We start from the raw sequence: 12164 nt of genomic DNA, 5'->3' as shown, positions 1-12164 counted from the left end.
GAATAGTGCGAGGTCGCTTTTGCGTGATCACGCGACCTCCTTATCATCCACTTTTACTCTGCGCTTGCCTGTTAATAGTTGCTGCATCAGCGCTTTTTTCTCTTGTTTTAGGTCTGCGAGTTGTTGTTCTAATAACTCGATTTCTTGGTCTGCATTAACTAATACAGAGGCAATTTTTTGTTGCTCTTCATCACTTGGTCTAAAAACTGGACAATCCAACACCTCATCTTTGCGAAGATTTGTTTGTTTTACACCATCGTCAAATTGTAAGTAATAGCTATTTCTGTTTAAGGTGTAATATAAAAAGATTGAGTTGATTGATTTTGGACGAAATCTAGCAACACGCTGATTTACAGTGAATTTTTCAGAAGTATCCACGTACAAACATTTTGCAATAGCCTTTCCATTTGGCACATCACTCATGACCATTAAAACATCTCCCACATTAGCTAAGCAAAAGGCGGAGTCAGTAGTTTTTTTCACGAGTCCATCAGATGAAATATATTTAGAATTTACGACTAAGTATTTGCCATCTTCAACAATATGCTTTTCGTGACCTTTACCGTTATTAAATTCAACGACATCAGCCAACTTAACTTCTTCCCACTCTCCCTCAAACGGTTTACCTGAATCATCAAGTAGGCGCTTTCTTTGGGTATGAGCGCCCGTGAGCAGTTGTTGCATTAGGGCTTTTTTCTGCTGTTTGCTGTTGTCGATTAGGCGCTCAGTGGTGCTAATCGCTTTATCCCACGTAGATAGGATTTTGGCGATTTTGCGTTGTTCTGGGAGTGGTGGAAGTGATATATCCAATCTAGCAACATTCTTATGTCCAACGTGAGGTTGTCCTGCCGGATTGAATAGCCTTTTAAGCATTCGCTCACGAGCGTCACTGTTTAGATATACCCAAAGGAACCCTTTGTCTAACTTATTAAGTTTTGAGCTTTTAACTGCTATTTTAAATGCATTGTTACACAATACACCTTCCTTCGCCTGATAAACGCTACCCGATGTGTTTCCAGTATTAACCATTACAATATCACCACTGAGTAATAGCTTATTTGGATATACATCCTTCACATAAACGGGAAACTTGTCTGTGAATAAATCTCTAATATAGATATATCTGACATATCCATCTTGCGGCTGTTTGATAGTATCTTTATCAGCTATTTGTACACCTTGTGTAAAGTCACATAAATTCCCTAAGCGGGTTTGTTCAAATTCACCCATGATTTTCCTCCCGACTTTTCATTCCATTAGGCACCATAACCCAGCTCCTTTAAATAGCCTTCCATTTCCGCTTCCAGTGTTTTTAACTCGCTTTGTAACTGGACACGCTCTGTGCGTACTGCCACTAAATCAATTTCAGCTTCTTCTTCAAAGGTATCAACGTAACGAGGGATGTTTAGGTTAAAGTCGTTCTCTTTGATCTCATCAAAACTGGCTAGGTAGGCGTATTTATCAACGCTTTCACGAGCCTTGTAGGTGTCGATAACTTTTTGAATGTTGTCTGCCGTTAACTGGTTTTGGTTTTTGCCTGACTTAAACTCACGACTGGCATTAATAAACAATACGTTTTTGTCGGTCTTGTGTTTTTTGAATATCAAGATGGCGGCTGGAATACCTGTGCCAAAGAACAACTTTTCTGGTAAACCAATCACGGTATCGAGCAAGTTTTCTTCAATTAGTTGTTGGCGGATTTTGCCTTCGCTTGATGCTCTAAATAACACACCATGCGGCACGACCACACCCATGCGACCTGTTTCGGGTTTTAGCGTTTCAATCATGTGGCTGATAAACGCATAGTCGCCTTTGGTTTTTGGTGGAATACCACGTCTAAAGCGCCCATAAGGGTCGTTGCTGGCATCATCATGCCCCCACTTATCCAAACTAAACGGCGGGTTGGCGGTTACGACATCAAAGTGCAATAAGCCGTTGCCGTCTTTATCAAGTAGCAGTGGGTTACGAATGGTGTCGCCCCATTCAATGCGGTGGTTGTCTTCACCGTGTAGGAACATGTTCATTTTGGCGAGTGCCCATGTTGAACCTATCGCTTCTTGCCCAAATAAAGCGTATTTTTTAGAGCCAGAGTTTTTGCGCACCATAGCGCCACATTTAAGTAGCAGTGAGCCACTGCCTGTACACGGGTCACATATTTGGTCGCCCTCGACTGGCTCTAAAACGGTTGCCAAAAGAGTTGAGACCTCAGGCGGGGTGTAGTATTCACCAGCGGTCGCGCCACTGCCAGCGGCAAAGTGTTTAATAAGGTATTCATAGGCGTTACCGATAATATCTAAGCTGCCTACACGCTCTGTGCTTAGGTTTAAAATGTCTTTACCAAAGTCTTCTAGTAAGTGGCGTAGTAAATCGTTCTTTTGTTTTTCTTGGCCTAAGCGGTCGGTGTTAAAGCTAATGTCTTGGAATACGTTTTTAAGCTTACTGCCGTTGGCTTCTTCCAGTGCGTGTAAGGCTTTATCGATGCGCTCACCGTTACCTGCTTCATAACGCTTTTCGTATAAATCCCAAAAACTTGCGCCTTCTGGTAGTACAAAACGCTGTTTCGACATCATGGCGTGGATCAGCTCTGGATTATCACCATATTGCGCAACGAGTTTGTTGTATTCGTCTTTATACACGTCAGAGATGTACTTTAAAAACAGCATGGTCAAGATGAAATCTTTATAAGTATCGGCACTAATCACACCACGGAAGGTGTCACAAGCGGCCCATACTGCTTTGTTGATATCGTCCTGATTGATTTGGTTGGTTGTGGTCATATTTTTTAAGTCCTTATTATTAATTTTTAAATCTGTTTTGTTTTAGGCTCTCTTTCAAACGCATGAGCTTTCAAGTGCGTGAATAGCAATGGCTTCTAGTTGTTGCTGTCTATTTTCAATCAGCTTTTGTAATACTTTTTGCTCTCTAACAGCGCAGCGGTGCATTGCAGCGAGTTGTTTTTGTTTCTCAAACTTAAGCACCTTAATGGGCACATTCTCTAATACTTGCCTGCGAATACTTAGGTGCATTGAACCCTCGGCAGTCGCTTTGAAATAACGCTGTGCAGGTTGTTGGTTGAGTTGCCAGCACAAGAAATCGGGCACGATCACATCTTTAAACTCAGGCTTTAAACGCACCATAAAAAAGTGTGGTGAGCAGAGTGTGCGCTCTAATACCTGTTCTACTAATACGCTGTAATGTTTTGCCCCTTTAGCGACAAATAACACATCGCCATTTTGTAACCAGTCGGGTTGTTTCTTCGTATTTAATACGGTTTCAACCATAGTGTATTGATTGATATCACCTGTTGGCTCGGTATCCCTTACCTGAACAACATTTACGTCACCATTGTCGTATTGCTTCACCGTGCCACGAAAAGGGTGGCCTAAGCGGATATCGGCAATATCACTCAGGCGCAGCTCTTCAGTAGCTTGGCGCATTTTTGCATTCATGAACGTTAAACCTTGGTTGTGTTCAGTAAACCGATTTGCTCAAAAAGTAAATAAACGCCAATGGGATATGACCAACTGGCGTTACAAAATCGGAATTAATTTAATGAAAATTATTGTGGCTGACATTGTTGGCTAGGTCAATTTATTTTTGCAGTAATCAAATACTGCAATTTGTTGTTGACACCTTAAATGCTCATGCGTATATTTTGCAGTATTGTAATGGAGCATTTAATTTGAGTGGCAATTATCCCAAAGTTGTAAAACAAACTGTAAATTTAGGCAGCCTGCCTTACGTATCGAATGTTGATGAGGAAGGTCAACGCACTGTTGCTTTTCATGAAGATCACATTGTTGAACGTTTCCCTAGAGTGTTATCGCTGGTTCGAATTCAGGACGCTCTCGAAATCAATTTATTCTTAGAGCACCGCTATAAAGGGCTTTTTATGCCGCCTAAACGTGGCGGTAAAAAGAACCCTCTTGGTGGCGTGTCGCTTATTACTGTGCAGTCATTAGCCAATTCGATGAGTTTGTTTTTGCAATGGGTTGAGAAGAATAACGTGGACTGGCATGAGGTTTATGCCGTAAGTGACAGTGATAAAGCGAAATATTGGCTTCCTGTGTACCGTTATCGCAAGCACCTTATAGAACAAGTGATTGCAAAGGATATCGACCGAGATACAGCAAACCTATACATCAACCATGTTAGGCAGTTTTACGAATGGGCAAGAAAGCAACGCAGAATTGATAAAGTGCCATTCAAATATAAAACCAAGGTCATTAAGAAAAAGCGCAAAGATGGCGGTTTAGATTTGCTGTTTACCGACTACGGGAGTGAGGAAAAAGGCTTTACCATTACCACGACTGATTTGCTGATCCCTAAAAAGTATAAGCAAAAGAAATCAGGCGATGCAGGTTTATCACCATACAGCCAAGATGAATTGAAGCTGCTCTATGCCAGCAAGGAACTAACAAAGCAAGGTGCTAAATTGAGAGTAGATTTAGCCGTGCAATGCGGCTTGCGAGCGGAAGAAATTGCCACTTTTACTGCGAGTCATGTTGTTGATCCTGCCTTGGATAATAAAGCAATTTATTACGTAACCATAATCGGCAAGTACGACAAAGAGCGCACGATAATGGTATCAAAAGGCTTGATGACATCACTTTGGCAATATCGTAACGGCAAAGAACATCAAGAAAGATTAGCTAAGTGGCAGCTTGAACATGGAAATTGTGATGATGCTCCACTGTTTCTTAATCGCTCTGGTGATTTTATGTCTCGTAAATCTATCGGCAATGTGATCTCAAAAGTGCGTAAGGAATTAGCGCCATTCGGGAAAACACTAAAGCGTGATTTTCATGATTTACGTTCAACTTTTGCAACAAACCTTGCTGGCTTTCTGATCCATAAGGATCTGCCCATTGGCTTTGTGCAATACAAGCTAATGCAGTTGATGGGCCATGCGGATTTTTCAACGACTCAGAAGTACATCAATTTCGCTAGATCACTGACATTTGATAAGCAAATGGCGAGTTGGGTAGATAAATTATTTGGTGAGTTTGTTGCTCCACTACAAGAAGATGCATTTAATGCCGAGCAATCAGGAGATGCAGATGCTTGATACCGTGCTTGATTTGTCACAGTTAGAAGAGCAGCTAGGCAGTTGTTTAACGGACGAAAACTGTAAACGGATTAAACAACACATTGGCTTTCTAAAACGGCTGTTGCTGCGCCATTCAGTGTTACGAAACCATTGCCAGAGCTTAATACAAGATGTTCACTCGCTATTTCGAGACGACTATTGGCTTAAATTAGAGGCCTTAGCACAAAGTATACCCCACAAAGATGACTTGATGTTCAGGGTCTGTTTATTTCACTTTGCAAGTGCAATTACCAAGGTAAATTCAAGACCTAGCAGCGTTTTTGTATTTGATACAAACATTGATTTATTGCATTGGTATCGGAAAAGCTTTCGCTTAGGTAAAGAGCTTAACGATGCCATAAGTGCATGGGGTCAGCAGTCAATGCTTGCAAGAAGTACCACTCTCTCTAACGCACAAATGGCGCAAAAATGTTTACAGCTGCTGTGTGAAGCAGCTCCATCAGTCGCTGAGCAACTTTATGAGTATGGCTTTCTATGGTTTAACTCAACCATGCACTTTAGACAGGTTTTTAACGAATACCCGATTAAAGATAAACACTGTGTACTTCAGTCGGCATTATTCTCGGTGCTTAACGCATTTAAGCCAGATCATTTTCAAGTTATTCGGATCACTATTAATGATAAATGCATAGACGTTACTGATTTAAACGATATTGAGCCACTGTTGGTTGAACAGCTTCAAGCGCTTGCTAATTCCGATAAATTTAAAGGTGAGCTAGAGCATGATGTTGTGTCAATGACTAGGCGCTTTATGGCTATTGTGAGTAGCATTCGAATAGTCGCTGAGAAGAACAAGTGTGCTTTTGTTGATGAAGGGCTTGATGGCTTCAAGAAAGATGAATTTGCTTTGCTTAAAGAAGCTAAGACATTACTAAGAAGAGATCAATTCACTGAGTTGCTTATACTGCTAGAGCTGCACTTTGGGCATGAGGTTCATCGCCATGATTACGTTGATCATTTGCTGCCTTTTTATTTTGAAAAGGAAAAGATGTTTCGTCACATTAATTACTTTGAATTAGTGAAACAGTGCCCTGAAATTGAGAATGAGCTATTAGAAATCCATCATTCTGAAACCGAACTTTTGCCAGAAAAAAACTATGGCATGGTTACTTTGCATGGCCGCTTCATCACTCTTAATCGAATTTTGGTGAAATTTGTATTACCTGATTATACAGAGCAACTTAAGAAGCATGGTTTTAAATGCCTCAGCTTAAACAAAAACCAAATACAAAAAAGTGTTTTTCAACGCATTCAGTCAGGTGTTAAAGGAAAAACCATAAGCTTAAGAACGGGCACGTCTTATTTTGAAACAATAAGATGGGTAATGGCAATTACAGGACAGACTGTGGTTGAGGCTTACAAACTGTCGTTTAAGCGCTATCAACGTCACGCCAGAAGAATGAAAATTGAAGATTTATACAGTGACGATGAATTAAAAGAACTGATCTTTTATATTGAAAAAGGGATTAAGGAAACGGATAACGTTAAACAATTAATCGCATTATATTTTGCACGCATCCAAGTTAAAAGCTGCTGGAATACGTCACCTATGACGGACATAGAACTCAGTGATATCACGGAAGTTTCTCTGCCAACCGCTAAAAAAAGTATTACAGTGTTGATCCAAAAACCGAGAAAAGGTTACGACACCGATACCTATTCACTAGATGGGCGAACTGTAAATAGTGTGATGCGTGACATAGTTCATGTAAGAGATACTTTGACCAACAGCTATCGCTACCTTGCGGATACACATACACGGCAATATCTATTTATCTCCAAAGAAAAAACCAATGTAAGTCGTGTATTGGCAGGCAATATCATTGCTTATATCAAAACTATTTTAAAGCGACTTGGTTGCACAGTTGATTATGATTCGATGCGCATTCGCAAGAATGGTGCAAATCACCTTTACCGTGAAGTAGCAAAGCAAATGCGTGCTTATGAATCAGCAAAACTTCACACCTTCGATACGTTCATCAAGCACTACCAACGAGTGAGTGAAGAAAAAACACAACAAACATTGCACACGGCAGTAGATGTGATGCAGCGTTATTTTACTGGTCGAGAAATTGACCCGAAAATTAAGGTGTTAATGGTTGATGACGGTAGCACTCAAAAAACGCCCACAGGTGAGTGTGCATCGCAAGGAAACGATTCAGAAGCGTCACAATACGGTAAAGAACATCGGCGTCTATCGGGCAGTAAAGACAATGGATGGTGTAGTGACTTTTTGGCTTGTGTGTGGTGCAAGCATTTTAGAACAGTAGCAGACCCAGACCATGTTTGGCAGTTGCTTAGTTATCGTGATTATGTTTTGGCAGATATGTCGGCCAGTATTTCTGATATTGAAAATAATGAATTTCAGCAGGAAGCGATTACTGCATTGCATCAGCGAGTTGATGACATACTAGAACAAGTAGCAATTAAAAACCCGATGGCAGTGACTAAGGGAAAGGAGCTGATGGCGGAAAGAGGAATGCATCCGTTTTGGGCATTTGCAGTAACGTCAGTTAAGAATGTGGGAGATATTTTATGACAGGAATTTCAGCTGCTGTAGATGCCTGTTTAAAGATTGATGGGCTTATTAGCATTAATCCTTATAGTTCACCGATTGATGCCGAGCTCACACCGTTGGTGCTTTGGCAATATATCCGCTCGAATAAAAAACAGATCACATTGTTCGGGGATGATTCTTGGTATTCGCAAGGCAACAATTTATCCGTAACCTTTAACGGTGTTGGGCCGAAGTATAAATATCAACTTAAAGCCCTAACACTTGGTATGTATACGCAAGGCTCAGGACAAGGCATGGAGCCTCTTGCATGGACTACGATACGTAGGAATATTGCTAACCTTAAGCGCCTTGCTAAGTGGCTTGAACGTTATGGCATTGAGAGCTTCGGTGGCTTAGATAAACTGCCAGAATTGCGTTTGCGCAATATCATATTGGACTTGGTGCAAGCGTCTGATGTAAAGAAGCATCCATCTTATGCACAGTCACTTCTATCTGCCATCTATTGGTTGAAGCTTTATTCAGTAGTTAAAAGCGAGCCGTTTTTCGATTTGATGAATGAATATTTTTTGCCATTTACCTTATTAAAAAAAGAACGCAGAAATAAACATTCAGTCATTCCGATTCAAATAATGAAGCAAGTTCTTAAGGCAAGCGAAGAGCACGTTAATGCCGTTGAGAAGATCATCGATAATTGGCACTGCCTGCAAATCAAACTCAATGATGGTGTTGAATACGCACCGAAAAAGTACCTTAAAAACTCGACATACGTTGATGGATTAAATGAGTCAGAATCTGCTGAATTAGACGAATATTATGAGCTGATTAAAAATCTTCGCAGATATGCCTTTGTGCTTGTGGTTAGTTATACAGGTATGCGTTATGGCGAAGCAATGGCACTAACTGATGATTCAGCTATTGAGCGAAACGGTAAATACTTTATCAAGACGTTGTTGTCTAAAACAACAGATGAAACCCAAAGCTTAGAATGGGTAACGAATGAAGTCACCTATCGGGCAGTAAAACTACTCACAAGAGTTTGTTCTGTTTACCGTGAACGTGCAGCCTTGCTGCTAAAGCATCACAGCGATTTATTACCACTAAAGCGTAAGTTGAATTTAGAGTTTGGTTTGAGTAATCGAACTTTGTTTGGTGTGTCACCCCATAAAAAATCCTGCGAGTTTTCATTAAATACTAAGTCGACTAAAAATGGCTTTAACAACATAAACAAAATGTTTTCGATCAGAGTTACTGAACACGATATTGCCGAGCTTGAGCGCATGGGGTGCAATTACCAATCGGTCAGCTCAAGCCATAAAAAGTTTAAGAAGCCATACAAAGTAGGCGATTTATTCAACTTTACGGCCCATCAATTTAGACATACCTTTGCATGGTTTATTGTTGCAAATCGTTTGGGTGATTTAGACGATATTAAGTATCAGTACAAACATTTAGAGAGCATGATGTCGTTGGTATACAGCCAACGGGGATATGAGTCTATGGAGGAGTTAATTGGGCTAACCGAAAGCTTCTCTGAGTTTATGATATCGCAAGCAATGGAAGATATGGTGGGTGCAGCACAAGACGGCACGCTTGCTGGGAAAGGCGGACAAAACTTTATCGCCAAATTAACTGAGATACTGGCTGATGACCTGACCACCGGAAGCACCCCTCACTTTAAAAATATGGAAGAGTTGATCACGTTTGCTGCTAAGCATACCAACAACTTTAGAGGCGTGTCACATGGGTACTGTACTAAGGGGTCGGAATGTAAAGTTCGTAATGCAGCAGATCCAAGCCACTGTGTATGGTGCGATAGCTACATTGCAACACCTCGACATCTACCCCACTGGCTGGTTGTTAAAAAGCGATGTGAATCGCAATTAGCTGCATTTGAAAAATTTCCGTCAGAGATAAAGCAGCGATTAAAAGCCTTTAGTACGGCATTAAATGACAACCTTGAAGCCGCCAATATCATCATTGACCAGTTAACGATAAAAGTGAAGGAAGCCTAATATGAGCGAATCATTTGAGATCACAACGGCAGATCGAATTGATATGGCTTTGTCTGAAATGGCAGCTAATAACGAAAAAATTAACGTTAGCCAAGTAGCTAAACGATTAGGAATTTCAAACTCTGCTATTTACAAGTTCAACCCTGAGAAAATCCCGGATATTCAGACTGCGCAAAAGCGTCAGAAAAATAAAGCAGAGGCTATTGCTGTTGGTACTGAAAATGAGCAGCTTAAGAAAGAGGTTGAATCGTTAAAAAAATCGAATCTTGATTATAAAGCGCTCGCTGAGGATTTGAGAACGCAAAATGAGTCATTGTGGGAGCACATTCAGCAGGTTTACAATATGTACGATGAAGTATTAGCTGAACGCAATGGCTTTGCAGAACGGCTAAAACACGGACTCTAAATATTCATAATTGAATTAACAATCATGAGATATTTACTATGAGTAAAAATACAAAGAAAATATCCAAAAATTAGCACAAAGGCAGCTAAAACATTAACCGATCCTAATGTGAGTAAGTCTTAACTTAATCTGTCAGGTGTGATTTTTAGATTTTGATCAAATCTGATAGTCGCATATGTGCCATTTACGGACGTTCGTAACGCCTTGTTAGGCAATTAACGTACAAAGCTCACTTACGTTTGAGCATTTTAATAAAAATGGCTCAATATTTTGATGATTTTGTGGAATCCACAACTGCCTAAACTCTTTCTGTGGAGCATATTGATCTCGAGGTTTCACAAAACCTATTGGACCAGGAGCGGCTTGCAATCCGGTGAATTCTCGATCTTTATACTGAATTAACCCCATTCCTGCTTCCCTAATTGGGCTTTCTTTATTTAATTCCACAGAAACTCGTTTGAAAAACTCAGCAGGATTAGAAATTTTTACGCAATAATTTCCAAATGTATCTGATAATTTTTCAGGGCTGAATTCTTTTGTGCTGCACATAACGTACGCGTCAGGCAATCGCTGTACGTTGGTAGCCCCACTAATATTAATATTTGAGCACACTCCACCTATATGGATACCACTACGAGATGCCATTTCTACAAAAGCAGGATCTCCACTACCGCCAACTATATGACCGGATTTATAAGTCTGCGTCGCTTCACCGAGGTCGCCTTGCAATGGGTCTTCATACTTTCGGCATGTTTCAAGCGTACTGATCCATACATTACCTTGACACAATGATTCTGCTTGCCATTTTTCGGGAAAGAACCGATAAACAGGGTTATTGTATCCATCAATAAACACTAACTTTTTAAATAATTTTTGAGTAAAGCTAGCTTTTTTTCGTTCTTTTTTTCGTTCTTTTTTTAGCCTACTTTTTTTACCCATCTGAAATATCCCCATCCATTTAAAAATTGCCTAACAATTTAATAGTTCGCTCATCGCGCATATTTCTGCCGACTTAACGCTCATTCATCTACTTTATATAGTTTTAACAAATCACCTAAGGTATTGCTATAACTAAGTTTTTTAAAATTTTCAGGTAAAGTTAAATGAACCAATATGCGCGCAGCGCTCATTTTCATGAATATATGCGCAAAGAGCAGTTTAACAAATCAATTAACGACGACATTTAGCCAATCTCAATGACCGGTTATCGCTCAAAGCTGCCCTTAGAGCATTTACGTTAACTCGTTTTGGGGCAGAAATGAGTTTGGCAACATCGCCTCTGTTAGATTCCAATCAGCACAGAAAGTACTACCTCTATAAGAACTATGCTTTAGTTCAGTTCACCCTTACAACCGCAGATATTAACCATTAAAGGAGATGTTACACTTTTAAGTATGCATAACAATAATGTTTGAAACTTTTTTGCCTTCCCAGTCCGCCTTTCGTGTCAATAGAAGGTATGTATGACAATAAAGATCAAAACTTAGATTCAATCAACGTGCCTATCCAAAGAAAAATTGTGACAACAAAGATTGAAACTCACTTTTGGACAAAAATGAGTTGGAATATTTATTCGGTAACATAACGCTTGCAGCACGCGCGCCCACGAAATGGAGCCGGAGGCGCAATGTAGTGGGCGTCGCCGTGCCTGCACTTGTTATGCATGTGGACTTTCTAATTGTGCAATGATTAACGCAGCTATCTCTTTAAGCTTCCCAACCTCTTCAAACTGCACGCCATGGTCTTTTATCACCAACAAAGGTCCCGGAAAAACATGAAAATGAAAATGCCCCACAGTTTGACCGGCAGAAGAGCCATTGTGCTGGAATATGGTTGACCCAGTCACCCCCATAGCGCGCTCGAGAGCTTTACCTATTTTCTGAACGGTTAGCATGCATGCTTGAGCAGCTTTTGCAGACAGATCGTAAATTGTGACCGCTTGTTCCTTGGGTACTACTAATACGTGACCATCCTTCTGCGGCATTATATCCATGAATGCGAGCGTTAAATCATCCTCATAGACCTTTACACAGGGGGCCTCTCCAGCAATAATCTTCGCGAAAGTATTACTAGTGTCGTAGATTGGGTTCACTGATTTCTCCAGCTTACGGAAATGCA

General features: G+C 40.5%; 10 protein-coding genes. 5 read left to right on the top strand and 5 right to left on the bottom strand.

The genetic code is table 11. The features are described 5' to 3' along the window. Positions 1–27: 27 nt before the first annotated feature. The 3 genes from AAEY55_RS12900 to AAEY55_RS12890 are packed head-to-tail and all read right to left on the bottom strand — an operon-like array spanning position 28 to position 3449. A complete protein-coding gene (locus tag AAEY55_RS12900) occupies positions 28–1230 on the bottom strand; it encodes a restriction endonuclease subunit S (RefSeq protein ID WP_024603956.1) in 1203 nt (400 codons plus the stop codon). A gap of 26 nt (positions 1231–1256) precedes the next feature. Next, positions 1257–2777: a type I restriction-modification system subunit M gene (locus tag AAEY55_RS12895; RefSeq protein ID WP_024603955.1), complete on the bottom strand. Its 1521-nt coding sequence runs from the start codon at positions 2775–2777 to the stop codon at positions 1257–1259. A gap of 54 nt (positions 2778–2831) precedes the next feature. Continuing rightward, positions 2832–3449 (bottom strand): restriction endonuclease subunit S, encoded by a 618-nt coding sequence (locus AAEY55_RS12890; RefSeq protein ID WP_024603954.1) that lies wholly within the window; start codon positions 3447–3449, stop codon positions 2832–2834. Here AAEY55_RS12890 and AAEY55_RS12885 point away from each other — a divergent pair. From AAEY55_RS12885 to AAEY55_RS12865, 5 genes are all read left to right on the top strand, one after another. Continuing rightward, positions 3448–3585: a hypothetical protein gene (locus tag AAEY55_RS12885; RefSeq protein WP_158000937.1), complete on the top strand. Its 138-nt coding sequence runs from the start codon at positions 3448–3450 to the stop codon at positions 3583–3585. The genes AAEY55_RS12890 and AAEY55_RS12885 overlap by 2 nt on opposite strands. Positions 3586–3682: 97 nt before the next feature. Next, positions 3683–5068, top strand: a complete 1386-nt coding sequence (locus AAEY55_RS12880; protein ID WP_080670010.1) for a site-specific integrase — start codon at positions 3683–3685, stop codon at positions 5066–5068. Beyond that, the gene (locus AAEY55_RS12875; RefSeq protein ID WP_024603952.1) at positions 5061–7649 is read left to right on the top strand and encodes a hypothetical protein; all 2589 of its coding nucleotides are present in this window, start codon (positions 5061–5063) and stop codon (positions 7647–7649) included. Before AAEY55_RS12880 ends, AAEY55_RS12875 begins: the two co-directional genes overlap by 8 nt. After that, the gene (locus AAEY55_RS12870) at positions 7646–9640 is read left to right on the top strand and encodes a hypothetical protein (RefSeq protein ID WP_024603951.1); all 1995 of its coding nucleotides are present in this window, start codon (positions 7646–7648) and stop codon (positions 9638–9640) included. Before AAEY55_RS12875 ends, AAEY55_RS12870 begins: the two co-directional genes overlap by 4 nt. 1 nt (position 9641) lies before the next feature. Then, positions 9642–10046 carry a DUF6262 family protein gene (locus tag AAEY55_RS12865; protein WP_024603950.1) on the top strand — a complete coding sequence of 135 codons (405 nt, stop codon included), beginning with the start codon at positions 9642–9644 and terminating at the stop codon, positions 10044–10046. Positions 10047–10253: 207 nt separating this feature from the next. Here AAEY55_RS12865 and AAEY55_RS12860 read toward each other — a convergent pair whose 3' ends face one another. Together AAEY55_RS12860 and AAEY55_RS12855 are read right to left on the bottom strand one after the other, a co-directional pair. After that, positions 10254–10985: a hypothetical protein gene (locus tag AAEY55_RS12860; protein ID WP_350551691.1), complete on the bottom strand. Its 732-nt coding sequence runs from the start codon at positions 10983–10985 to the stop codon at positions 10254–10256. A gap of 718 nt (positions 10986–11703) precedes the next feature. Next, the gene (locus AAEY55_RS12855) at positions 11704–12138 is read right to left on the bottom strand and encodes an HIT family protein (RefSeq protein ID WP_198527814.1); all 435 of its coding nucleotides are present in this window, start codon (positions 12136–12138) and stop codon (positions 11704–11706) included. Positions 12139–12164: the final 26 nt, after the last annotated feature.

It is taken from the genome of Pseudoalteromonas sp. 120-MNA-CIBAN-0494 (genome assembly GCF_040308885.1).
GTDB lineage: Bacteria > Pseudomonadota > Gammaproteobacteria > Enterobacterales > Alteromonadaceae > Pseudoalteromonas > Pseudoalteromonas nigrifaciens.
The sequence above is the reverse complement of the archived record's forward strand: the minus strand, read 5'-3'. Positions and strand labels throughout refer to the sequence as shown.

Excerpts from the sequence above, each read along its gene's own strand:
- AAEY55_RS12900 (WP_024603956.1), bottom strand. The coding sequence starts at position 1,230 with ATGGGTGAATTTGAACAAACCCGCTTAGGGAATTTATGTGACTTTACA.
- AAEY55_RS12895 (WP_024603955.1), bottom strand. The coding sequence starts at position 2,777 with ATGACCACAACCAACCAAATCAATCAGGACGATATCAACAAAGCAGTA.
- AAEY55_RS12885 (WP_158000937.1), top strand. The coding sequence starts at position 3,448 with ATGAACGTTAAACCTTGGTTGTGTTCAGTAAACCGATTTGCTCAAAAA.
- AAEY55_RS12890 (WP_024603954.1), bottom strand. The coding sequence starts at position 3,449 with ATGAATGCAAAAATGCGCCAAGCTACTGAAGAGCTGCGCCTGAGTGAT.
- AAEY55_RS12875 (WP_024603952.1), top strand. The coding sequence starts at position 5,061 with ATGCTTGATACCGTGCTTGATTTGTCACAGTTAGAAGAGCAGCTAGGC.
- AAEY55_RS12870 (WP_024603951.1), top strand. The coding sequence starts at position 7,646 with ATGACAGGAATTTCAGCTGCTGTAGATGCCTGTTTAAAGATTGATGGG.
- AAEY55_RS12865 (WP_024603950.1), top strand. The coding sequence starts at position 9,642 with ATGAGCGAATCATTTGAGATCACAACGGCAGATCGAATTGATATGGCT.
- AAEY55_RS12860 (WP_350551691.1), bottom strand. The coding sequence starts at position 10,985 with ATGGGTAAAAAAAGTAGGCTAAAAAAAGAACGAAAAAAAGAACGAAAA.